General features: G+C 70.0%; 19 protein-coding genes. 9 read left to right on the forward strand and 10 right to left on the reverse strand.

The features are described 5' to 3' along the window. Positions 1-687 precede the first annotated feature (687 nt). Together AB0878_RS33845 and AB0878_RS33850 are read left to right on the forward strand one after the other, a co-directional pair. Complete coding sequence (locus tag AB0878_RS33845; RefSeq protein ID WP_366584271.1) at positions 688-1,758, forward strand: alcohol dehydrogenase catalytic domain-containing protein; 1,071 nt, start codon at positions 688-690, stop codon at positions 1,756-1,758. Positions 1,759-1,956: 198 nt separating this feature from the next. Then, positions 1,957-2,577 carry an alpha-ketoglutarate-dependent dioxygenase AlkB gene (locus tag AB0878_RS33850; protein ID WP_366584272.1) on the forward strand — a complete coding sequence of 207 codons (621 nt, stop codon included), beginning with the start codon at positions 1,957-1,959 and terminating at the stop codon, positions 2,575-2,577. On the opposite strand, the gene AB0878_RS33855 is transcribed toward AB0878_RS33850, so the two are convergent. The 5 genes from AB0878_RS33855 to AB0878_RS33875 are packed head-to-tail and all read right to left on the reverse strand — an operon-like array spanning position 2,546 to position 6,837. Then, the gene (locus AB0878_RS33855; RefSeq protein WP_366584273.1) at positions 2,546-3,433 is read right to left on the reverse strand and encodes a biotin-dependent carboxyltransferase family protein; all 888 of its coding nucleotides are present in this window, start codon (positions 3,431-3,433) and stop codon (positions 2,546-2,548) included. The genes AB0878_RS33850 and AB0878_RS33855 overlap by 32 nt on opposite strands. Next, complete coding sequence (locus tag AB0878_RS33860; RefSeq protein ID WP_366584274.1) at positions 3,433-4,032, reverse strand: allophanate hydrolase subunit 1; 600 nt, start codon at positions 4,030-4,032, stop codon at positions 3,433-3,435. Before AB0878_RS33860 ends, AB0878_RS33855 begins: the two co-directional genes overlap by 1 nt. Then, the gene (locus AB0878_RS33865; protein ID WP_366584275.1) at positions 4,032-4,781 is read right to left on the reverse strand and encodes a 5-oxoprolinase subunit PxpA; all 750 of its coding nucleotides are present in this window, start codon (positions 4,779-4,781) and stop codon (positions 4,032-4,034) included. Before AB0878_RS33865 ends, AB0878_RS33860 begins: the two co-directional genes overlap by 1 nt. Beyond that, positions 4,772-5,539, reverse strand: coding sequence for a putative hydro-lyase (locus tag AB0878_RS33870; protein WP_366584355.1), 768 nt, complete (start codon positions 5,537-5,539; stop codon positions 4,772-4,774). The genes AB0878_RS33865 and AB0878_RS33870 overlap by 10 nt, the downstream gene beginning before the upstream one ends. A 23-nt stretch (positions 5,540-5,562) precedes the next feature. Next, positions 5,563-6,837, reverse strand: coding sequence for an MFS transporter (locus tag AB0878_RS33875; protein WP_366584276.1), 1,275 nt, complete (start codon positions 6,835-6,837; stop codon positions 5,563-5,565). A gap of 124 nt (positions 6,838-6,961) precedes the next feature. Here AB0878_RS33875 and AB0878_RS33880 point away from each other — a divergent pair, with 124 nt between their 5' ends. Beyond that, positions 6,962-7,669 (forward strand): GntR family transcriptional regulator, encoded by a 708-nt coding sequence (locus AB0878_RS33880; RefSeq protein WP_366584277.1) that lies wholly within the window; start codon positions 6,962-6,964, stop codon positions 7,667-7,669. A gap of 532 nt (positions 7,670-8,201) precedes the next feature. Here the strand turns inward: AB0878_RS33880 and AB0878_RS33885 are convergent. The 5 genes from AB0878_RS33885 to AB0878_RS33905 all read right to left on the reverse strand — a co-directional run bounded on the left by AB0878_RS33885 (position 8,202) and on the right by AB0878_RS33905 (position 16,237). After that, a complete protein-coding gene (locus tag AB0878_RS33885; protein ID WP_366584278.1) occupies positions 8,202-9,566 on the reverse strand; it encodes a ricin-type beta-trefoil lectin domain protein in 1,365 nt (454 codons plus the stop codon). A 19-nt stretch (positions 9,567-9,585) separates the two neighbouring features. Next, the gene (locus tag AB0878_RS33890; RefSeq protein WP_366584279.1) at positions 9,586-11,454 is read right to left on the reverse strand and encodes a ricin-type beta-trefoil lectin domain protein; all 1,869 of its coding nucleotides are present in this window, start codon (positions 11,452-11,454) and stop codon (positions 9,586-9,588) included. A gap of 2 nt (positions 11,455-11,456) precedes the next feature. Then, on the reverse strand, positions 11,457-12,539 hold the full coding sequence (locus AB0878_RS33895; protein ID WP_366584280.1) for a ricin-type beta-trefoil lectin domain protein: 1,083 nt from the start codon (positions 12,537-12,539) through the stop codon (positions 11,457-11,459). Positions 12,540-13,264: 725 nt separating this feature from the next. Continuing rightward, positions 13,265-14,509, reverse strand: a complete 1,245-nt coding sequence (locus AB0878_RS33900; RefSeq protein WP_366584281.1) for a family 16 glycosylhydrolase — start codon at positions 14,507-14,509, stop codon at positions 13,265-13,267. A gap of 477 nt (positions 14,510-14,986) precedes the next feature. Then, complete coding sequence (locus AB0878_RS33905) at positions 14,987-16,237, reverse strand: ROK family transcriptional regulator (RefSeq protein ID WP_366584282.1); 1,251 nt, start codon at positions 16,235-16,237, stop codon at positions 14,987-14,989. A gap of 121 nt (positions 16,238-16,358) precedes the next feature. Here AB0878_RS33905 and AB0878_RS33910 point away from each other — a divergent pair, with 121 nt between their 5' ends. From AB0878_RS33910 to AB0878_RS33935, 6 genes are all read left to right on the forward strand, one after another. After that, complete coding sequence (locus tag AB0878_RS33910) at positions 16,359-17,819, forward strand: ROK family transcriptional regulator (protein WP_366584283.1); 1,461 nt, start codon at positions 16,359-16,361, stop codon at positions 17,817-17,819. Between the two features lie 200 nt (positions 17,820-18,019). Then, entirely contained in the window at positions 18,020-19,690 is a 1,671-nt protein-coding gene (locus AB0878_RS33915; RefSeq protein WP_366584284.1) for an ABC transporter substrate-binding protein, read from the forward strand. 21 nt (positions 19,691-19,711) lie between these two features. Then, the gene (locus AB0878_RS33920; protein WP_366584285.1) at positions 19,712-20,815 is read left to right on the forward strand and encodes an ABC transporter ATP-binding protein; all 1,104 of its coding nucleotides are present in this window, start codon (positions 19,712-19,714) and stop codon (positions 20,813-20,815) included. Continuing rightward, positions 20,812-21,792 (forward strand): ABC transporter permease, encoded by a 981-nt coding sequence (locus AB0878_RS33925; RefSeq protein WP_364049408.1) that lies wholly within the window; start codon positions 20,812-20,814, stop codon positions 21,790-21,792. Before AB0878_RS33920 ends, AB0878_RS33925 begins: the two co-directional genes overlap by 4 nt. A gap of 3 nt (positions 21,793-21,795) precedes the next feature. Next, entirely contained in the window at positions 21,796-22,788 is a 993-nt protein-coding gene (locus tag AB0878_RS33930) for an ABC transporter permease (RefSeq protein WP_366584286.1), read from the forward strand. Next, entirely contained in the window at positions 22,785-23,801 is a 1,017-nt protein-coding gene (locus AB0878_RS33935; RefSeq protein ID WP_366584287.1) for an ABC transporter ATP-binding protein, read from the forward strand. Before AB0878_RS33930 ends, AB0878_RS33935 begins: the two co-directional genes overlap by 4 nt.

Raw genomic sequence — 23,801 nt, forward strand, 5'->3', positions numbered from 1 at the left:
GGGCTTGAGCGGGCCGCGAGTGTGCGGCTTGGCCAGGTTGTTTGTCTCGGGCAGGGCGGGAAAAGCGCGGTCCACCTGGGCTGAGCGGCTGGGCAGTGTGCGAGTGCGTGGCCCGATCCGGGTTGAGTGGCTTGAGCGGGCCGCGAGTGTGCGGCTTGGCCAGGTTGTTTGTCTCGGGCAGGGCGGGAAAAGCGCGGTCCACCTGGGTTGAGCGGCTGGGCAGGGTGCGACCGCGTAGCCGATCCGGGCGAGGGGCAAGCCGGAACGCTGCGAGTGTGCGGTCTGGCCAAAGTTGTCTGCCCCGGGCAAGGCGGGAAAGCGCGGTCCACCTGGGTTGAGCGGCTGGGCAGGGCGCGAGTTCGTGGCCGACCCGGGTTGAGTGACTTGAGCGGGGCGCGAGTGCGCGGCTTGGCCATGTTGTCTGCCCCGGGCAAGGCGGGAAAGCGCTGCCCACCTGGGTTTGAACAGCGCGGGCAGGGCGCGAGCGCGTAGCCGATCCGGGTCGAGTGACTTGAGCGGGGCGCGAGTGCGCGGCTTGGCCAAGTTGTTTGCCTCGGGCAGGGCGGGAAAGCGCTACCCACCCGGGTCGAGCAGCGTGGGCAAGGCGCGAGCGTGTAGCCGACCCGGGCCGAGGGGCGAGCCGGAACGCCGTGAGTGTGTGCGGCGCCGATCTCTACGATCGGTCCCATGCGTGCCGTGGTGATCGAGGAGTTCGGGGTAGTTCCCCAGGTGGTCGAGGTGCCCGATCCGGTGGTGCCGTCCGGTGGGGTGGTGATCGCGGTGGAGGCCACGGGGGTGTGCCGCAGTGATTGGCACACGTGGCAGGGCCACGACGAGGCCGTGAAGCTGCCGCACGTGGCCGGCCATGAGCTGGCGGGGCGGATCGCGGCGGTCGGGGCGGGTGTGCGCGGCTGGGAGGTCGGCGCGCGGGTGACCGTGCCGTTCGTGTGCGCGTGCGGGCGTTGTGCGCAGTGTGCGCGCGGTGACCAGCAGATCTGCGACGACGAGTTCCAGCCGGGCGCCACCCATTGGGGGTCGTTCGCGGAGCTCGTGGCGATCGAGCACGCGCAGGCCAACCTCGTGGCGCTGCCGGACGCGATGTCGGCGGCGGAGGCCGCGGCGCTCGGCTGCCGCTTCGGCACGGCGTTCCGCGCGGTGCTGCGGCAGGGCGGCGTGCGCGCCGGCCAGTGGGTTTCGGTCTACGGCTGCGGTGGCGTCGGGATCTCCGCGGTGCTGCTGGCCGCGGCGGCGGGCGCGAAGGTCGTGGCGGTGGACGTCTCGCCGGCCGCGCGGGCGCTCGCCGAGCGGTCGGGCGCGGTGCTGAGCGTGGACGCGGGTGCGTTCGACGGGCCGGAAGCGGTCGCGGAGCACGTCCGGTCGCTGACCGGCGGCGGCACCCACGTGTCGCTCGACTGCCTGGGCTCGCCGGCCACGTGCGCCGCGTCGGTCGGCAGCCTGCGCAAACGCGGCCGCCACGTGCAGGCGGGCCTGATGCCGCCCGCGCAGGGTGTCGCCCCGATCCCGATGCACCGCGTGATCGGCGGCGAGCTCGAGATCGTGGGCATCCACGGTCTGCAGGCCCACGAGTACCCGGAGCTGCTGAGCGTGGTCGAACGGTCGGGCATCGACCTGGCGGGCCTGATCGGCACGCGGATCGGCCTCGACGACGTGCCGGCCGCCCTGGCCGCGATGAACGACCCTGTGCCCGCGCGGGCCGGGGTCACCGTGGTCGAGATCAACGAGGTCGAGCTCGGGTGACGCAGCGTGATGAGCCTCGGCCGTCGTGTCATGTGTCCATCTTGTAGCTGATCGACACCTGGTCTGTGACACTCGAGTGTGGGAGTGTCAAGACGGCGGTCACGGCGAGGGGTACCGCCGCAGGAGCACCCGGCCAGACCCTTCGGGTGGTCCTGCGGTCTGCCGAACCCCACCGGTGCGGTGCGACAATCGCCTGCGATGGAACTTCTGCCACGTCCCCGTGTCGAACTCGCGCCTGGCGCGGTCCACGTCCCCGACTGGCTCGGCCTCGACGAACAGCGCTCGCTCGTCGAGGCCTGCCGCGGCTGGCGCGGCTACCGCCAGACCCGCCTGCCCAGCGGCGGCGTGATGTCGGTGCGCATGGTCTGCCTCGGCTGGCACTGGCTCCCGTACCGCTACTCCCGCACCCGCGAGGACGGCTCGCCGGTGGAACCGTTCCCGGCCTGGCTCGGCGACCTCGGCCGGCGCGCGGTGGCCGAGGCGTACGGCGACGGCACCGGTTACGACCCCGACGTCGCCCTCGTGAACTACTACGACGCCACGGCCAAAATGGGCCAGCACCAGGACAAGGACGAGCGCTCCCTCGAGCCCGTCGTGTCCCTGAGCCTGGGCGACACGTGCGTCTTCCGCTTCGGCAACACCGAGAACCGCAACCGCCCGTACACGGACCTCGAGCTGCGCTCCGGCGATCTGTTCGTCTTCGGCGGCCCCTCGCGGCTGGCGTACCACGGCGTGCCGCGCACCCTGCCCGGCACGGCCGACCCGGCATTGGGCCTGACCGGGCGGCTCAACCTGACGTTGCGGGTGTCGGGCTTGTGACCTCCAGCGCGAACCGCACCCGCTGACCGGGCCGCAGCTGCGCGGCCACGTCGAGGTCGGGTTCGCACACCACGGCGGGCACGGGATAACCGCCGGTCACGGGGTGGTCGGCGAGGAACAGGATCGGCACCCCCGACGGCGGCACCTGCAGCGCGCCCGGCACGGCGGCTTCCGGAGGGAGCTCGCCCGAACGCGCGCGATCGAGCGGCGGCCCGTCGAGCCGGACACCGACGCGGTCGAGGTCGGCGGTCACCGTGTATGCGGAAGTGACCAAAGTGGACAGTGCGGTCCGCGTGAACCAGTCGAGCCGCGGCCCCGGGGTGACGCGCAGTACCGGCTCTTCCGGAAGCCGGGCCAGCGGAGCCAGGTCGACGACCGGCCGCCCGGCGACGACATCGCCCACCGGCAGCGTCATCCCCGGCGCGAGCGGCGGCGGCCCGAGCCCACCCATGGTGTCCGTGGCCCGCGCCCCGAGCACCGGCTGCACGTCGAACCCGCCGCGGATGGCGACGTAGCACCGCAGGCCCCGCGTGGCCGTGCCCAGCACGAGCTCGTCGCCGGCCCGCAGCGCGACGGGTCCGTTCGGCGCGGCCGCCCGCTGCCCCGCCCTCACGTCCACCTCGGCTCCGGTCACGGCGACCAAAGCGGCTTCGGAGACCCGCAGCCGCAGCCCGCCGAGCGTCACCTCCAGCGCTGCGTGCGTCTCGGGATTGCCGACCAGCCGGTTCGCCAGCCGCAGCGACGAACGGTCCGCCGCCCCCGACCGCCCGACCCCGACGGCGGCGAGCCCGGGCCGGCCCAGGTCCTGAACGGTCGCGAACGGACCGGTCGCGAGCACTTCCACCTTCCCGGTCATCACACCGCCTCGAACCGCACGCGCGTGCCCGGCGTGAGCCGGTTGGGCGGGTCGAGCTCGACCTCCCACATCGACAACGATGTCGTCCCGACCAGGTGCCAGGCGCCGGGGGACGGGCGCGGATAAACGGCCGAGTACTCGCCCGCGATGGCGACCGAACCGGCGGGCACGCGGGTGCGCGGCACCGAACGCCGCGGCAGGTGCAACGCGGGATCCAGGCCCGTCAAGTAGGCGAAACCCGGCGCGAAGCCACAGAACGACACCACGTACGAAGCCGAGCTGTGCAACGACACGACCTCGCGCACCGACAACCCGGAAGCCTCCGCGACGTCCGCGAGATCCGCCCCGTCGTACCGCACCGGCACGGTAACCGAGTCCGCAGCGCCGCCGACAACATCCACAGTGGACATCGAAGACAACAACCGCGTCAACGAACCCACCTCCACCACCGCGGGATCGAACCGCACCAACAGCGTCCGAGCCGCCGGCACGAGCTCCACCACCCCGGCCGGCAGGTCCGCCGCCAACGCGGCCTGCAACCCGAGCACGTCCTGAGCCTCGACGAGAACCGCGGACCCGCCGTAGGGCAACACGGTCATCACACGAACGACTCCACCGTGATCCCCGCCTCCGTCAGCGAAGCCCGGATCCGCCGCGCGAGGTCGACGGCCCCGGGCGTATCACCGTGCACGCACAGGGAAACGGCCCGCAGGTCGAGCTTCCCGCCGTCCACGTCGATCACCGAGCCCGTCGTCGCCATGGCCGTGGCGCGCGCGGCGACCTCGTCGGCGTCGTGGAGCACCGCGCCCGGCAGCTTGCGTGACACGAGCCGGCCCTCCGGGGTGTACGCCCGGTCCGCGAACGCCTCCGCATACCCCGTGATCCCGGCCGCTGAAGCCGCGCGCAGCATCTCCGAGTCCGGCGGGCACAACAGCGCCAGCCCGGTCCCGAACTGCCGCACGCCCTCCACGAGCGCCGCCGCCTGCGCCGGATCCACCGCCGCCGTGTTGTACAGCGCCCCGTGCGCCTTGACGTACTTCACCGAAGATCCCGCCGCCCGGGCGAACGCGTCCAACGCGCCGATTTGGTACAGCACGTCGTCCGTGAGATCCGCCGGTGAGATGTCGAGGGCCCGCCGGCCGAAGCCGGCGAGGTCGCGGTAGCCCACGTGCGCCCCGATCGTCACGCCGCGCTCGGCCGCGCGGGCGCACACCCGCCGCATCACGCCGGGGTCGCCCGCGTGGAAGCCGCACGCGATGTTCGCACTGGTCACGATGTCGAGCATCGCCTCGTCGTCGCCCATCCGCCACGCGCCGAAACCTTCGCCGAGGTCGCTGTTCAGATCCATGTCACTCCCGTCTCGCGCTGGTCCGTCAAGAACATGTACCCCGGCGCGTGCGTGATGGCGAACGGCGGCCGCGAAGCCATCACCGCCGCCTGCGGGGTGACGCCGCAGGCCCAGAACACCGGCACGTCGCCGGGTTCCAGGTCCACGGCGTCGCCGAAGTCGGGCCGCGCCAGATCCGTGATGCCCAGCGCCGCCGGGTCGCCGACGTGCACCGGGGCGCCGGGCAGCGAGGGCGACGCCGACGTGATCCGCACGGCGTCGTCGAGCAGCTCGGCCGGGACCGGCCGCATCGTCACCACCAGCGGGCCGTGCAGCCGCCCGGCGGGCGTGCACGGCCGGTCCGTCACGTACATCGCCACTCCGCGCCCCTGCGTCAGGTTCCGCAGGGGCACCCCGCCCGCGACCAGCGGCGCTTCAAACGAGTACGTGCAGCCGATCGAGAACGCCACCATGTCGCTGCGCCACAGGCCGGTCGCGTCGGTGACCTCGCCGGTCAGCACCCCGTTGTGCCACACACGGTAGCGGGGCAGATCGGTGCGCAGGTCGGCGCCGGGCGCGAGCCGCGAGCTCGGGTCGCCGGGCCGGCTGACGTCGAGCACCGGGCAGGCGCGCGGGTTGCGCGCACAGAACAGCAGCACGTCGTCGGCCCAGTCCTGCGGCACGGCGATCAGGTTGGCCTGCGCGTAGCCGGCCGCCCAGCCCTCGGTGGGCCGCTCGGTGCCCGCGCGGAAGAGCGCGCGGGCCTCGGCGGGCGTCAGCGTGGCGGGGTCGCGGAAGGTGGTCACGACCCGATCCCGGTCAATTCCCGGCCACGGGTTTCGGGCAGGCCCAGCAACGCGAGCGCGGCGATGGCGTACCCGACGGCACCGAGCGCGATCGCGCCGCCCGCGCCCATGAACCCGACCACCGCGGGGAACGCGGCACCCACCGCACGCCCGAAGTTGTACGTGAAGCCCTGGCCCGTCGCCCGCACCTCGGTCGGGTACAGCTCCGCGAGGTACGCGCCGAAGCCGCTGAAGATCGCCGACGTCGAGAAGCCCAGCGGGAAGCTGATCAGCAGCATGAGCCCGTTGGCGCCGTAGGGCAGCTGCACGAACAGCACGATCAGCACCGCCGACAGCACGGAGAACAGCAGGAAGGTTCGCTTGCGCCCCAACAGATCCGTGAGGTATCCGCCGCAGACGTAGCCGATGAACGCGCCGGGGATCAGCAGCGCGAAGTACGCACCGGTGCCGACTACGGACAGGCCGCGGGCGGTCTTGAGGTACTGGGGCATCCAGGTGAACAGCGTGTAGTACCCGCCCTGCACACCGGTCGCGAGCAGCGCCGCGAAGAGCGTGGTGCGCAGTAGACCGGGGCGGAAGATGCCCGCGAGCGAACCCTTCGACTTGGTCTTCAATGTCTTCAGGCGCCGGTCGGTCACGTGCTCGGCGTCGGCCACCCGGCGGCGCACCCACAGCACGAGCAGCGCCGGCAGCACGCCGACCCAGAACAGCACGCGCCACGCGACGGCGTCGTCGAGCACGCTGAACAGCACCGTGTAGACGATCACCAGCAGGCCCCAGCCCACGGCCCACGCGCTCTGCACGAACGCGACGGTCCGGCCGCGGTAGCGCGCGGAGCAGTACTCGGCGACCAGCGCCGCGCCGACGGCCCACTCGCCGCCGAAACCGAGGCCCTGCAGGCCGCGGAACACCAGCAGCGTCTCGAAGTTCGGTGCGAAACCGCAGAGCACCGTGAAGACCGTGTACAGCGCGATGGTCAGCTGCAGCGTGCGGACGCGGCCGATGCGGTCGGCCAGCACGCCGGCGCCGATGCCGCCGATCGCGGAGACGACCAGCGTGGTCGTGCTGAGCAGGCCGGCCTCGCCGGACGAGATGCCGAAGTAGGCCGTGATCGCGGCCAGGCCGAACGGCAGCGTCTGGTAGTCGAAGGAGTCGAGCCCGTAACCGCCGAAGGCGGCGAAGAAGGCGCGCTTGCCCTTCGGCCCGAGGGAGCGGAACCACTCGAACGGCCGGGCCGCACTCGTGGTGCCTGCTGTCACGTTCGTGTTCATGGGTACCTCGCAGGGAGAGTTCTCATAGTGGCACGAGTCACATGGCAGTCACCGTACGGATCGTTCAACAATTCCACAAGTCTCTCATTTTATTGTTCTCAACCCTACGGCTACGCTGGGCGACGTGGTCACCGACGAGAGCCCGCTGGGCCTGGAAGCCGACCGCGGCCTGCTGAGCCGCACGAGCACCGCGGAACGCGTTGCCGGAGTGCTGCGCACGCGCATCTCCGAAGGCTTCTTCCTGCCCGGCGGCCGGCTGTCGGAGCAGGACATCGGCAACGCGCTGGGCGTCTCGCGCAACACGCTGCGCGAGTCTTTCCGCCTGCTCACGCACGAGCGGCTGCTCACCCACGAGCTCAACCGCGGCGTCTTCGTGCGCGTGCCGACGGTCGACGACGTGCGCGACATCTACCGCGTCCGCAAGCTCGTCGAGTGCGCCGCCGTCCGCGCGATCACCGAACGGCCGGCGTCCTACGACAAGATCGCGGCCACGGTCGCCGAGGGTCACCAAGCGGCCGAAACCGGCCGTTGGCAGGACCTCGGCACGGCGAACATCCGGTTCCACAGCGAGCTCGTCGCGTTGACCGGCAGCGAGCGCGTGGTCGAGCTGATGCAGGGCCTCACCGCCGAGCTGCGGCTGGTGTTCCACGTGATGGCCGACCCACGGCGATTCCACGAGCGGTACCTGCCGCGCAACCGCGAACTGCTCGGGCCGCTCGGAGAAGGCGACGGCGGGCGCGCGGAAAAGCTGCTCGCGGCCTACCTTTCCGACGCGGAGGCGCAGCTCGTCGAGGCGTACTCGGAACGTTCGGTGGGCGGCGTCGGTTTGTAGGCCGCGGCAGTGGTCCAAACCGGACCGCCTGCGGTTTCGCGACGGGGTGGGATCCGTGTCAGGGACCCGAAAATCGCCGTGACCCGACGGGAAAGTGTGTGCTGCGCCATGGAAAACGTTTGTCACGAGTTGCGTGTCCGCGACGCAGGAACGGCACTACTTCCGTCGCAAAAGGGATGAAGCACTTGCTTACATAGCGTGCTTCCGCGCGGATGGGCATCCGATTGTGGCCGTTCGGGCCGTCCGCAGTCTGGGTGGTGTCAAGATCGCGGACACCTGATTACCGTCTTCATCAGGCCGCGTGAAGCGAATGGCATCCCTGCCCCGGAACCCCCAGACGGGGCCAGGCGCCTACGCGAAGATCGAATCGGGATGGTCGCCCCCAGTGCCCGATCCGGCGTGCGTGGCCAGGAGATGGTGGAGATGGTGGAGCAACGGCGAACCGTGGTCCCCGGGGGGAGATCACGGTTCGCCGCTGCGTACTGCGCCGATCGGCCGGACCCGTACCTGCGGGTCAGTCCACTTCGGATCCTCAGCCGGCGTACCGGGCGAACACCTTGGTGTAGTCCCACGGCTGCTGCGAGACCTTCGAGCAGCTGTCGTCCGGACCACCCGTGCACGGCCGGTCGCGGTTGGCCGACCAGAACGTGAGCCGTGCCAGGTGGTGCTGGTTCGCGTAACCCAGGATGGTGGTGAAGTCCGCCACCGTCACCGTCTCGTTCTGGTCGGTGATGCCGTTCATGGACGAGATGCCCATGTGCCGGTAGGCGTTGTCGTCGGTGTAGCCGAAGGCGTTCTTGACGACGTTCTTCAGCCCCTCGGCCGCGCGCGTGGTGAGCGTGCCCATGTTCTGCCCGGCGCCGCCGAAGTCGAACGGCATGATGACCCAGCCGTCGGCGGCGAAGCCGGACTGCGCGGCGCGGTTGACCAGGCTCGAGTCCGGACCGCTGGTGCCGGTGCCGAACGTGACGTAGATCTTGATGCCCGGGTTGTTGGCACGCACGGTCTTCAGCGCGTCGACGGTGCGCTGCTGCACCGTCGGGTTGCTGTAGGCGTCGGCCTCGATGTCGATGTCGATCGCCTTGAGGCCGTAGGCGTTGATCACCTTCTGGTACGCCGACGCGAGCTCACCCGCGCTGCCGCACGAGGACTCCAGCTTGTTGCCGCTGTAGCCGCCGAACGACGGGATCACGTCGCCGCCCGCACCGCGCACGGTGTTGATCGTGCCCTGGTCCACGCCGCCGGTGAGCGCCCGTGCGCCGTCCCACTGCGGGTTGCAGTACCCGTTGGACAGCACGAACGCCAGCGTGAACCACTTGACGCCGGTCGCGTTCATGATCGTCGTCGGGTTCGGCGGCGCACCCCAGCCGTTGTAGATGTACGGGGCCACGGCCATCGCGCCGGCCGAGGGCGGCGGGGTCGTGTCGCCGCCGCCGGAAGGCGCGGTCCACTTCTGGTTGGCGGTGCCGGTGCACGTCCAGATCTGCAGCCGGGTGCCGTCGGCCGAGCTCTGGCCGGTGGCGTCGAGGCACTTGTTCGCGGCGGTGTTGACGATGTCGTGGGCGGCGGTGACCGTCCACTGCTGCGCACCGGTGCCGTTGCAGTCGTACAGCTGCACCTTGGCTCCGTCGGTGGTGGCCGCGGACGCCACGTCGAGGCACTTGCCGAGCGCCCGGATCGTGCCGTCGGAGCCGACGTTCCACTGCTGTGCCGTGGTTCCGTTGCAGCCGTAGAGCTGCACGGCGGAACCGTTGGCGCTGTTCGCGCCGGCGACGTCGACGCACTTGCCGCCGAGGCCGGTGATCTGCCCGGTCGCGGCCTGCGCGTTGGCCGGGATCAGGGTGACGGCGGAGGCGGCGAGCAGGCCGCCGAGCGCCGCGAGGACTCTTCTTCTCATCGGGGACTCCTGGGGAGGGTCAGGGTGCGGTCCACTTCTGGTTGGCCGCGCCGGTGCAGGTCCAGATCTGCGTGCGCGTGCCGTTGGCTGAGCTGTTGCCGGTGACGTCGAGGCACTTGTTCGCGGCGGTGTTCACGATGTCGCGGGACGAGTTCGCCGTCCATTGCTGCGCGCCGGTGCCGTTGCAGTCGTACAGCTGGACTTTCGCACCGTCCGTTGTGGACGCAGCGCTGACGTCAAGGCACTTGCCCAGTGCGCGGATCGTGCCGTCGGAGCCGATGGTCCACTGCTGCGCGCCCGTGCCGTTGCAGTCGTAGAGATCGACCGCGGTGCCGTTGGCGCTGTTGGCGCCCACGACGTCGAGGCACTTGCCGGCCAGCCCGGTGATCTGGCCGGTGCGGCCGGTCGGCGGCGTGGTGCCCCCGCCCGCCTGCGTGCCGTTCCACGTGAACGTGGCCGACGTGTGGCCCGGCAGCGTGTAGGTGAACGACTGCCCGCCCCAGTTCACGCGCACGCTCTGGTTGCCCGTGGTGGAGTTGTACGCGATGAGCGCCTTGGACCCGTCGGGGTTCTTCCAGGCGACGTTGCGCACGGCCGAGGTGTCGTTCGAATCGATCCGCACCGCGCCCGGCTTCACGAACTTGGTGAGGTGGCCCATCGTGTAGTACTCGACGGTGTAGTCGACCTGGCCGTTGCGACCGTCTCCATTGTGGACGGTGATGAGCCCGGTGCAGGTGCCACAGCCGCCGTTGTGCGGGTTGTGCGCCTGGTCGACCGCGAGGCTCCACTTCACGACCGAGCGGCTCCAGTTGCGCGTGTAGTCCACGATGTTGTTCATGTCCTCGGCCTGCTGGTTCCCGATCCAGGTGCCGCCGGAGTGCTCGGTCGAGTAGGAGTTCACGTTCGGGTACTTCGCGTGCACCGTCGACTGCTCGGAGACGTTGCCCTCGTACCCGTGCCAGGCGATGCCGCCGAAGTTCGGGTCGTTGCGCACGGCCGCGTCGTCCACCGTCGGCGCCGCGAACTCGTCGTACTTGTCGGGGTTCCAGTCCAGGGCCAGGACCTTGCTGGACAGCCCGGCCGAGTGCAGCGCCGGCAACAGGCTGTTCTTGGTGAAGAACGCCAGCCCCGAGCCGTTCCACTGCGCGGACGGGTAGCCCGGGCAGCAGGTCGGCTCGTTCTGCACCGACAGGTAGTCGATCGGCACGCCGGCGTTCTGGTAGGCCTGCACGTACTTCACGAAATACTGGGCGTAGGCGTTGTAGTACTGCGACTCGAGCCAGCCCTGGCTGTAGGAGTCGTTGTCCTTCATCCACGGCGGCGGGCTCCACGGCGAAGCCATCACCTTCAGCTGCGGGTTGAGCTGCTTGGCCTGCTTCGTCAGCGGCAGCACGTCCACCTGGTCGTGGGCGATGGAGAAGTGCTGCAGGTTCGGGTCGGTCTGCCCGGCGGGCATGTCGTCGTAGGTGTAGCTGGAGCGCGCCAGGTCCGACGCGCCCATGGGGTTGCGCAGGAAGTCGATGCCGATGCCGGCGTTGGGGTCGAACAGCTTCTGCATGACCTGGCTGCGGGTGCTCGCCGACAGCAGGTTGCTGGAGTTCATCAGGTAGGCCGCGCTGTCGGTGAACGACGCGCCCCCGCCCTCGAACTGCTGGTAGGTGGTGTTCTCGTTGACGTTGATCGTCTGCTGGCCGCTGCCGGTGCCGGCCGAGAACGTGATGGGCGTCTGCTGCTGCAGGCCGCGCGTCACATTCACGCCCTTGGCGTCGTCGGTCGTGGTCAGCCAGATGTTCACGGTCTCGTTCGCCGCTTGCGCGACCGGGACGGCCATTGTGGACAGTGTCAGGGCCGCCGCGCCGAGCAGCGGGAGCAGGTGGCGTTTGCGCATGCCTACGACACCGTCCACTTCTGGTTGGCGGTGGCCGCGCAGGTCCAGATCTGCAGGCGGGTGCCGTTGGCGGAGCTGTTGTCCGTGGCGTCGAGGCACTTACCGGAGGCGGCGTTCACGAGGTTGCCGGTCGAGTTCCTGCTCCAGCGCTGGACCGCGCCGCCGGTGCAGTCCCAGATCTGGGCCTTGGTGCCGTTGGCGGTGCCGGCGGCGTCGAGGCACTTGCCGAGTGCGCGGATCGTGCCGTCCGAGCCGACGGTCCACTGCTGCGCGGTGGTGCCGTTGCAGTCGTAGAGCTGCACGGCGGTGCCGTTGGCGCTGTTGGCCGCCGCGACGTCCACGCACTTGCCACCGAGGCCGGTGATCTGGCCGGCGCCACCCGTCGGCGGGTCCGTCTGGCCACCGCCGACCCAGCTGCTCGCCGACGACTCGCCGACGCTCACCGCGGTGTTGTGGTTCTCGATCGGGTTCACGTGCGTGTTGGGGAACACGACGTAGGTGACTGGTCCCTCGGTGCCGCCGGTGCTCGGGTCAGGGTCGATGCCCAGGCTCACGGCTGTGGCGTAGGAGGCCTCGCCGATGATGCTCGTCGGGCCGGTGTCACCCACGACCGCGTAGGTGACTTTGTTGTTGTAGATGACGGCGACCACCGAGCCACCGTCGATCCCGTACTGGCGATAGTCCCAAGTGGACGTTGGCTGCGGCAGCACGATGTAGGGCAGCTGCGCCGCGTTCAACGGCTGGTCGGTGGACGTGTGGAACGCCGTGTCGGGGTAGAAGCAGCAGTCGGTGCTCTCGTTGCACTGCGTCGTGCGCTGGCCGTCGCAGTCGATGTCCATGTCGGCCTTGAAGAACACGGCGCCACCGGCCTGACAGACGGGCACGGTGGCCGCACCGCCTTCGTCGTAGCTGTACTTGCCGTTGGAGATCTGCTGGCACGAGTTGGTCTTGGCGAGCAACTGCGCCGCGGTGGGCGCGGCGGCGGGTGCCGCGGGGGTTGTGGGTGCCGCGTTGGCTGAGGTTGCGGACAGGAAGGAAAGCGTCAGCAGGAAACAACCTGCCAACGCGACGAGGAATCGCCGCACGGTGGGGTTCTCCTTGGGGGGAAGGGAGATTGCGGTTGTCCACAGGCGAGGGTGAGCTGTGGATAACTTGACCCTCCGTGGCCGTTCGGCCACTTTTGGTCATACCTCGCCGGTAGAATGGGATGGGGACGCCCCCCTTGGGAGGGCGGGGGCTGTGTGTCGGGCGGTTGGGGGAATGGAGAAAAGCCCGGTGAGGACCAAGCCGGTGGGAAAGGGAGAGCCCGGTGGGGCCGAGCTCGCGTGGTGAGGTGCCCGGGTTGGCGGGCCGGTGTGGGGCGGATTGCTCGGCTGGCGACCGAGGCGGTGGTGCGGGGTTCTCGGTACGGAAAGGGAAAGCGTCGGTGGGACCGGGCTCGGTGGAGAAGGGGATGGCGGGGACCAGGTCGATAGGGAGCGGAGCTTTTGCTCGGCCGAAGCCAAGCCCGGTGAGGACCAAGCCGGTAGGGAGGGGAGAGCCCGGTGGGGACCAGGCGGATCGAGCGCGTTCGCGGACGCCCCGGCGGAAGCCTCGCGGGTGGAGGCGGGCCGGTGGGGATCCGGGGCGCCGGGGGTGCGATCCGGTCGGGATCGTGTCGCCCGGGCGAACGGGGGGAGCCGGTGGGGACCGGAGTGGAACACCGCGCGGGGCTGCCGGAGGAGGGAGAGGAGGCGAGCAGCCCCGCGCGGCGGCTTTCAGAGGACCGGGAACCCGTTGTGGCGCAACGGGTGTCGCCGGGGTCAGTGGATCAGGGGGCGGTCCACTTCTGGTTGGCCGTGCCCGTGCAGGTCCAGATCTGCAGGCGGGTGCCGTTGGCCGAGCTGTTGCCCGTGGCGTCGAGGCACTTGTTCGCGGCCGGGTTCACGATGTCGTGTGCGGCGGTGACGACCCATTGCTGCGCGCCGGAACCGTTGCAGTCGTAGAGCTGCACGGGAGTGCCGTCCGCCGTGCCCGCGGAGGTGACGTCCATGCACTTGCCGAGTGCCCGCAGGGTGCCGTCGCTGCCGGCGGTCCAGTTCTGCGCCGCGTTGCCGTTGCAGTCGGTGATCTGGATGGGCGTGCCGTTGGCGCTGTTGGCGCCCGCGACGTCCACGCACTTGCCGGCGATGCCGGTGATGCGGCCCGTGCTCCCGCTCGGCGGGGTGGTGCCGCCGCCGGTGCTGGTGGTCACGTGCACGTAGTCGACGACCAGCTGCTGCGGGAACTGCGTGCTGCCGTTGGGGTCGCCGGGCCAGTAGCCGCCCACGGCGAGGTTCATGATGATGAAGAAGTTGTGGTCGTAGACCCAGCGGTTGCCGTTGAGGTCGGCCGGGGTGCGGGTCTGGTAGACGTTGCCGTCGACCGACCAGACGATCTTGTTCGGCGACCAGTCCACGGCGTAGGTGTGGAAGTCGTCGGAGAAGTTCGGGCCGCTGTAGCCGGCGCCGATGCCGCCCGAGCCCGAGTAGCCGGGCCCGTGGATGGTGCCGTGCACGGTGTTGGGCTCGAAACCGACGTTCTCCATCACGTCGATCTCGCCGTCGGTCGGCCAGTTGCCGCCGCCGAGCATCCAGAACGCGGGCCACATGCCCTGGCCGCGCGGGAGCTTCATGCGGGTCTCGAAGTGGCCGTAGGCCTGGCTGAACTTGCCGGAGGTGTTGAGGCGCGCGGACGTGTACTCGCAGCGGCCGTACCAGCAGTTGTAGTTGCCGGGGTTCTCGCGCTTGGCCGTGATCACCAGGTGACCCTGGCCGTCGAGCGCGGCGTTGTTCGTGCCCGACGTGTAGTACTGGCGCTCGTGGTTGTTGACGTTGTCGCCGGTTTCGTAGTTCCACTTCGAACCGTCGGCCGGGCTGCCTGCGGGGCCGTTGAAGTCGTCGGTGAAGCTGGCCGCCGCCGCGGCTTCCCTGGGCGCGAAGACGGCGGGCGTCGCCTGCACGCCGACGGCGAGCAGCGAAGCGGCCGCGAAGAGCCCGGCCCAGCGGGAACGTCTCAGGGAATGTGAGATGGACATCGTTGTCACCTCTTCTTGCGGAGGGGACCGCGCTTTCACGCGCAGCACGAAAACGCGGTGGGGCGGAGGAGAGCACGGCGGGGGGACCGTGCGGTTCTCGGCCGAGCGCTTCGTGTCCACTCCGGAGGTGGACCGCAGGCGGGCGGCAGGGGTCGGACTAATCGGACTACTTTGTTGTGCCTGGCAACAAAGTAAAAGCAGTATGCATGGTCCGTACCACTGCGGCAATGGCGGATGTGAGAATTTTTTCAACCCGCCTTACTGATCCAACCAAAAGTAGGCCGACCCCCCACGCGGCGCGTAACTGTTGCTACGAAGGCATTCGGCCGCGACTGTGGTCGGGTTGGTAACGATCGGCACAGTAGGGCCGCCGGTGGCCACCCAGGTGATCGACGGGAGCGCCGACGATGATCACCGGCGCGCTTTCGCCCGGTCACCTGGGGTTCTCGTCGATGTTCGCCGGGTGACGACGGAAGGTCAGGCGGCGCCCGCGCCCGAGCGGATCGCGGGGGCCGGCTTGACCAGAAGTCGCGGATCGGCGCCCTGTTCCAGCAGGTCGGCGACGGGCAGGGTGGCGGCGCCCGTCGCGACGGCGTCGAGACCGAGGTACCCGAGCTGGATCGTGGTCTCGCCGAACGGGTGGCTCAGTGCGTGGGCCGACGCGGTGGAGCGGATCAGCGGCAGCAGGCGCTCGCCCAGCGCGAGACCGGCCCAGCCGCCGACGACGATGCGCTCGGGGTTGAACAGGTTGATCAGGTTCGCGATGCCGGCGCCGAGGTAGCCGGCCGTCTCCTCCAGGACCTTCTGCGCCGACTTCGAACGGTCGGCCGAGGCGAGGAGGGCGGCGAACTGGTCCTGCTCGGTCTCGCCGGGCACGGGCTTGCCGCGGGCCCGGCGGTAACGCGCGAGCACGGCCTCGGCGCCGATGTAGGCCTCGAGGCAGCCGTGCGAACCGCAGCGGCACGCCTGCCCGCCGTAGACGATCGTGGTGTGACCCCACTCGCCGGCGCTGCTGGTGGAGCCGCGGTAGGTGGCGCCGTCGGCGATCACGGCCGCGCCGACGCCCGAGCCGATGAGCACGATCACCGCGTGGCGCGCGCCGCGGCCGGCGCCGAACCACATCTCGGCCTGGCCCTGGGTTTTGGCGCCGTTGTCGACGAACACGGGCAGCTCGATGCCGGCCGCGCGCAGGTCGTCGGCCAGCGCGACGGAGTCCCAGCCGATGGTGGGCGCGTGCACCAGCACGCGTTCTCCCTGCTCGACCGTGCCGGGCACGCCGACGCCCACGCCGATCACGGCCGACTCCTCGGCCCCGGCGGACGCGATCACCTCGCGCAGCCCGGAGACGACGGCCGCGACGACCGTGGCCGGCTCGGTGCGCGCCGGTGACAGCTCGTGTTCGACCGTGGCCAGCCGCTGCATCGCGAGGTCGAACAGCTCCACGCGCACGCCCGTCTCGCCGATGTCGACACCCGCCACGTAGCCGTACGCCGGGTCCACGCGCAGCAGCACCCGCGGCCGTCCGCCGTCGGATTCGACCAGGCCGGCCTCGGTGATGAGCCGTTCCTCGCCGAGTTCGGCGGTCACGTTGCTGACCGTCGCCGCCGAAAGGCCGGTGAGCTGGCTCAGTTCGTGCCGCGACAGCGGGCCGTCGAAGTACAGTTTCGACAGCAGCAGGGAACGGTTGTGCCGCCGCAGATCGCGGACGGTCGTGCGCTTGGTCGCCATGTGACACCCATCTGGCCTCGAACTCTCCCGGCACCAGGATGCCTGATCACCGTAAGTTGTGGCCATGTATTAACTAGTGAACTAAGTCCCGAACATATGGTCGTCTGGCAGAATCCCCCAGGTGACGAGGGTGCTCCGGCAGACAACCCGTGACCTGAGGCGGCACAACCGAGCGGCGCTCCTGTCGTCGCTCTACCTGCGAGGGCCGGTCAGCCGGCTCGAACTCGTCGCCGAGTCCGGGCTCAGTCCCGCGACCGTGACGAACGTGGTCGCGGAGCTCATCGGCGACGGTGTGGTGGCCGAGGCCGGTTCCGTCGAGTCCGATGGTGGCAGGCCGCGCACGCTGCTGCGCGTCCGGCCCGAGTACGGGCAGGTCGTGGGCGTCGACGTCGGCGAGACCCACGTGCGGGCCGGGCTCTTCGACTGCGCGCTCGGGACGCTCGCGACGGTGCAGCACCCGCTCGCGGGCAGCAACCCTGACCCGGCGGAAGTCGTCGAGCTCGCGCGGGCCGGCGTCGCCGAGGTGCTGGCGGCGGGCGGCGCGTCCCGGGTTCTCGGCGTGGGCGTCGGCGTGCCGGGCGCGGTGCGCGACGGCGGCATCGTGCACGCCCCCACGCTCGGCTGGGCCGGCGTCGCCTTCGCCGACCTGCTGCGCGCTCACGCACAGTTCGCCGACGCGCCCCTGCACCTCGACAACCGCGCCCGCACGCTCGGCCAGGCCGAGATGTGGCTCGGCGCGGGCCGCGGAGCCGACCGCGCCGTGATCGCCCTGCTAGGCGTGGGCGTCGGCGCCGCCTTCGTCACGGACGGTGGGTCTTTTCCCGGCATCACGACCAGTGAGTGGGGTCACACCGTCGTGCAAGCCGCGGGCGCCCCGTGCCGCTGCGGTTCGCGCGGCTGCCTGGAGGCCTACGTCGGTACCGAGGCCGTGGTGCGGCGGTACGCCGAGACCCCGGGCGCGCAGCCCCTGCGCGGCGCGGACAGCGAGAGCCGGCTCGCCGAGCTCGTCGCCCTGGCCGAAGCCGAGGCAGCTGCTGCTCGGGGACTCGGCACCGGCGCACCTGGCGCGGATCTCGCTCCGGCGCCCGGGCGCTCCGGCGCCGCACTCGGCTTCGCTGCCGGTGGCCACGCCGGGTCGGCCACTTCGGCGTCGGGCACGCCTGCTCGTGGCCGCGGCTCGGCCGGTTTCCGACCCGCCGAAAGGTCTGGTCCACCTGCCGAAACACTCGCCGGCCCGGCGGCTCCCGGCCGCGGTCCGGCCGACCCGGGTGCCCTGGCCGAAAGGTCTGGTCCAGCTGCCGAAGCACTCGCCGCGACGGGTGAATACCTCGGCATCGGCATCGCGAATCTGATCAACCTCCTGGCGCCCGACCGGGTCGTGCTGGCAGGCTCGGCGGGAGCGATCATGGGCCCGGCGATCCTGCCGCACGTCCGTGACGCCGCTGCCCGGCACGCGCTCGGCTACCTCGCCGAGGCGACCGTGGTCGAGCTCGGGGAGCTGGGCCCGGAGGCCGTCGCGCTGGGTGCGGCGACGTTGCCGATCGCGGCGCTGCTGGCGTCGGGCGGGCGTTCAGCCGGCTGAATCTCCTTGCCCCGCAAGGAGATCGACAGTCGGACACCGAGCGTGAGCCTTTCTTTCAGTACTTAAACTTAGGCACAAAATGTTACCGCCGTGTTATTGACGTGACCCGAGTCACCCGGGTTGACTCCTCCTGTTGCGCGGCCGGACCGAGCTCTGAAGAGCACGGGCGGAATCCGTAGCACCAGGACCTAGGAGGACGAATGCGAGTGAAGCGTTCCGTCGTCGCAGCGCTCGTCGCCGTGGTGGCAGCCGCGGTGCTCGCCGCTTGCGGCGGCGGCTCGAGCAGCGCGGGTGGCGGCGGCAACGCCGCGGCCGTGCTGAACGTCGGCATGCCGAACGGCCCGCAGGCCGAGAACAACAACCCGTTCCTGGAGACCTCGGCGGCAGCGTCGCTCGGGTACCGCTACGTGATCTACGAGCCCCTCGTGATGCTCAACCGCGTGAAGCCGCAGGAAGCCGGCAAGCCGTGGCTGGCCACGAAGTGGGACTGGTCGGACAACTACAAGAAGCTGGTCCTGACCATCCGCGACGGAGTGAAGTTCTCCGACGGCACGCCGATGACCGGCGACGACGTGGCCTACACGTTCCAGCTGCTGCGCGACAACAAGGCCCTGAACATCGACTCGGTGCCCTACAAGGACATCTCCGCGAGCGGGAACCAGGTCACCCTGGGCTTCGACACCTCGCAGTTCGTGAACCAGGTCAAGATCCTGCAGACGATCGTGGTGCCCAAGCACATCTGGTCGCAGATCAAGGACCCGTCCACGGACCTCGTGAAGAACCCGGTGGGCACCGGTCCGTTCACGCTGAAGTCGTTCACCCCGCAGACGATCACCGTGAGCCAGCGCACCGGCTACTGGCAGCAGGCGCCGGCAGTCAAGGAGATCCGCTACACCTCCTACAACGACAACAACGCGCAGGTCGCCGCCCTCACCAGCGGTGCGGCCGAGTGGAGCTTCGTCTTCATCCCGAACTACAAGTCCGTCTACGTGAACAAGGACCCGCAGCACTACAAGCTGTGGTTCCCGGCCCAGCTCGCCGTGCACGGCCTGTGGTTCAACACGGAGAAGGCGCCGTGGAACAACGCGAAGCTGCGCCAGGCGGTCAACAAGGTCATCAACCGCGACGACATCTTCAACCAGGGTGAGGCCGGCTACTTCTACCCGAAGAACGACCAGGTCACCGGCATCCCGACGCCGGCGGGCGACTCGTTCATCGCGTCGCAGTACAAGGGCCAGACCGTGAAGGTCGACGTGCCGGGCGCCAAGTCGCTGCTCACCGGTGCGGGCTTCAAGTACAACGGCAACCAGCTCGTGGACCCGAGCGGCAAGCCGGTGACCCTCAAGCTCACGGTGCCCTCGGGCTGGTCGGACTACATCACCGACCTCGAGATCATCAAGGACAACCTGTCGCAGATCGGCATCACCGCCACCGTCGAGAAGATGAACCAGGACGCGTGGACGAAGTCGGTCGACACCGGTGACTTCGAGGGTCTGCTGCACTGGACCAACGACGGTGCCACGCCGTACGACATGTACCGCGACGTGATGGACGGCAACCGCTACAAGCCGACCGGCCAGGGCGGCATCAACGGCAACTACGGCCGCTTCAAGAACGACCAGGCGACGCAGGCGCTCGAGACCTACGCCAACGCCGCCGACGACGCGAGCCGCGCCACCGCGATGAACACGTTGCAGCAGATCATGATCGACCAGCAGCCGATGGTTCCGCTCATGGCGGCCAACTCCGGCGGCGAGTACAGCACGAAGAACTGGACGGGCTGGCCCGACGAAGCCAACCCGTACGGCCCCGCGCAGCCGACCCTGCGCAACGCGCTGGACATCGTCATGCACCTGAAGCCCGCGGCCTGATCCATGCCCGAGGACAACGCAGTGGCCACCCGGGAAGCCACCTCCGCCTCGCTCGAGGCGGGGGTGGCCTCCCCGGCCGGCGAGATCGAAACCGGGGCCTCGGACACGATCGTGCTCGAGGCCTCCGGGCTGACCAAGCACTTCCCCGTGCGCAAGCGCGGGCGCGAGGTGCTCACGAAGGGGCGCCGCAGTGTCCAGGCCGTCGACGACGTCGACCTGGTGCTGCGGCGCGGCCGCGTGACCGCGCTGGTGGGCGAGTCCGGCTCGGGCAAGTCGACCGTGGCGCGGCTGCTCGCCCAGCTCTACCCGCGCACGAGCGGCGACATCCGCCTGCACGGCAAGTCGACGACCGTGAAGGGCGGCAAGGCTTTCCGGGCCTACTGCCGCCGGGTCCAGATGATCTTCCAGGACCCGTTCGCGTCGCTGAACCCTGTGCACACCGTGCGCTACCACCTCACGCGGGCGTTGAAGATCCACGACCGCGCGGGTGCCGACCTGGAGCAGGCGCTGCACGAGCTGCTCACGCGGGTGCAGCTGACCCCGCCGGAGCGCTACGTCGACAAGTTCCCCCACGAGCTGTCCGGCGGCCAGCGCCAGCGCGTCGCGATCGCGCGGGCGCTGGGCGCGGACCCCGAGGCGCTGCTGGCCGACGAGCCGGTGTCCATGTTGGACGTCTCCATCCGCCTCGGCGTGCTGAACCTGTTGCGGGACCTGAAGGAACGCCTGCACCTCGCGATCCTCTACATCACCCACGACATCGCGTCGGCGCGTTACTTCGCCGACGAGACGCTGGTGATGTATGCCGGGCGCATGGTCGAGGGCGGCGACTCCGAGACCGTGACGCAGCAGCCAGCGCACCCGTACACGCGGCTGCTGATCGAATCGGCACCGGACCCCGACCGGCTCGACCCGGGCACGGAAGCCGCACCCGGCGAGGCGCCGAAGGAAAAGGGTTCCGGCGAACCGCCGAGCCTGATCGCGCCGCCGTCGGGCTGCCGGTTCCACCCGCGGTGTCCCGTGGCGATGGAACGCTGCAAAACCGACCTGCCGCCGCGGTTCGAGGTGGATGACGCTCCGGGCCACTGGGCCGCGTGCTGGCTGTACGACTCGGCGGTGCGCCCGTGAGGTACCTGCTCCAACGGCTCGGCTTCTACGTCTTCACCGCGTGGGCCGCCGTCACCATCAACTTCTTCATCCCGCGGCTGATCCCGGGTGACCCGGTGCAGTCGCTCATCACGAAGAACCAGGGCACGCTGTCGGCGGACGCGATCCAGTCGCTGTACGTCCTGTTCGGACTCGACAAGAACGAAAGCCTGATCACCCAGTACTTCCACTACTGGGCGCAGCTCTTCCGCGGCGACCTCGGGCTGTCGTTCACCTTCTTCCCCTCGCCCGTGTCCCAGGTGATCGGCGACAGTCTGCCGTGGACGATCATCCTCGTCGGGTTCACCACGGTGGTGGGCTTCCTGATCGGCACCGGGCTCGGCGTCGTCGCCGGGTGGCGGCGCGGGTCCTGGGTGGACGGTCTGCTGCCGGTGACGACGTTCCTGTCGTCCATCCCGTACTTCTGGCTCGGCCTGATCGCGATCACGCTGCTGGCCGGCCCGGGCAGCTTCTTCCCGGCGTCCGGCGGCTACGACCCGGGCCTGGTGCCCGGGTGGGGCGGCGACTTCATCGGCAGCGCGATCCAGCACAGCCTGCTGCCGGCGATCACGATCCTGATCAGCTCGATGGGCAGCTGGATCCTCGGCATGCGCAACATGATGGTCACCGTCGCATCGGAGGACTACATCACCGTCGCGCACGCCAAGGGCCTCAAGGAACGGCGCGTGATGGTGAGCTACGCGGCTCGCAACGCGCTGCTGCCGAGCGTGTCCGGTTTCGCGCTGGCGCTGGGCTTCATCGTGGGCGGCACCCTGCTGGTGGAGATCGTGTTCTCCTACCCCGGCGTCGGTTACGAGCTGTTCCAGGCCGTCGGTTCGCAGGACTACCCGCTGATGCAGGGCATCTTCCTCATCATCACGCTCTCGGTGCTCGTGGCGAACCTGCTCGCCGACGTCGCCTACCTCGTGCTCGACCCGCGCACCCGGAAGGAGGGCTGAGCCGTGGCACTTCCCGCAGCCGATCTCAAGGCGGTCGCACCGCTGCCGGCCGAGGCCGTCGCCGGGCCCGCCGCGAAACGCCGGCGCTTCCGGTTCCTGACCGGTGGCAAGACGGTCACCGGGCTCGTGGTGCTGGCCTTCTTCGTGGTCATCGCGATCATCGGGCCGTGGATCGCGCCGTTCGACCCGTCCGCGCGCAGCAACGACCTGCTCGAATCGCCTTCGGGCAAGCACTGGTTCGGCACCACGCACCTCGGCCAGGACATCTTCAGCCAGGTCATCGTGGGCACGCGCAGCGTGATGCTCGTGGGGCTCACCGCCGGCATCGTGGCGACGATCCTCGCCGTGATCGTCGGCGTCACCTCCGGATACCTCGGCGGGACGCCGGGCGAGGGCCTGTCGGCACTGTCCAATGTGTTCCTGGTGATCCCGGCGCTGCCGCTGATCATCATCATCGGCACGGCGCTGCCCAGCGGCGGCGACTACCTGGTGGCCGTGATCATCGGCTTCACCTCGTGGGCCTGGGGTGCGCGGATCCTGCGCGCGCAGACACTTTCGTTGCGCCGGCGGGAGTATGTCGAGGCGTCCCGCGCGAGCGGCGAGTCGACGTGGCGGATCATCTTCTTCGAGATCATGCCGAACCTCACCGCGGTGATCGCGTCGAGCTTCGTGGGCACGGTGGTGTTCGCGGTGATGTCGGAGATCACGCTGGCGTTCGTCGGCGTCTCCAGCTTCTCGGAGTGGAACTGGGGCACGATCCTGTTCTGGGCGCAGAGCCAGCAGGCGCTGGCGCAGGGTGCGTGGTGGTGGTTCGTGCCGGCGGGGCTCGCGATCGCGATCCTCGGCACCGCGTTGTCGCTGCTGAACTTCGGCATCGACGAGTTCGTGAGCCCGCGGCTGCGTTCGAGCGGCAAGACCAAGGCGAAGAACGCCGAGGGCAAGACGGTGCGCCTGCGCGTCGGCTTCACGCCCGTGCTCGGCCGGGAGAAGGAATGAACGAACCCGTACTCGAGATCAAGGGCCTGGACGTCGACTACGGCCTCGGCGCCGACGCCGTGCACGCGGTGCAGGGCGTGACGTTGACGTTGCACCGCGGCGAGGTGCTCGGCCTGGCCGGCGAAAGCGGTAGCGGAAAGTCCACTTTGGCCTACGGCCTGACCCGCCTGCTCCCGCCGCCCGGCGTGATCCGCGGTGGCAGCGTGGTTTACCACCCCGGCGACGGCGAGCCGTACGACGTGCTGAAGCTGACTCCCAAGCAGCTGCGCGACTTCCGCTGGGCCGAGACGTCCATCGTGTTCCAGGGCGCGATGAACTCGCTCAACCCGGTGCACAAGGTGTCGGTGCAGCTGATGGACGTGATCAAAGCCCACGATCCGCGCAGCACCAAGGTGGCCCGGCTCGCCCGCGCGCGCGAGCTGCTGCGCCTGGTGGGCATCGCGGCCGACCGGCTCGACGCCTACCCGCACCAGCTTTCCGGCGGCATGCGCCAGCGCGTGATGATCGCGATGGCGCTGGCGCTGGAACCGCGGGTGGTGATCATGGACGAGCCCACCACGGCGCTCGACGTGGTGATGCAGCGCCAGATCCTGGCGCAGCTCGTGGAACTGCGCGAGCGGCTGGGTTTTTCGGTCCTGTTCATCACCCACGACCTGTCGCTGCTGGTGGAGTTCTCCGACCGCATCGCGATCATGTACGGCGGCCGGATCGTGGAGCAGGCCCGCGGCGTGGACCTCTACCGCGACTCACTGCACCCGTACAGCGACGGCCTGCTGCACTCGTTCCCCGCGCTGCGCGGACCGCGGCGCGAGCTCACCGGTATTCCCGGTTCGCCGCCCGACCCGCGGTCGCTGCCGGTCGGGTGCGCGTTCTCGCCGCGCTGCCCGCACGCGTTCGACCGCTGCACCACCGAGGTGCCGGTGCTCGGCGTGCCCGCCGACCGTGACGATTCCGCGCGCACCGTGGCGTGCTGGCTGCACCCGGCCGACCCCGTCGCCGCCGTCAAGTCGTAG

The sequence above is a fragment of the Amycolatopsis sp. NPDC047767 genome (assembly GCF_040704195.1).
GTDB lineage: Bacteria > Actinomycetota > Actinomycetes > Mycobacteriales > Pseudonocardiaceae > Amycolatopsis.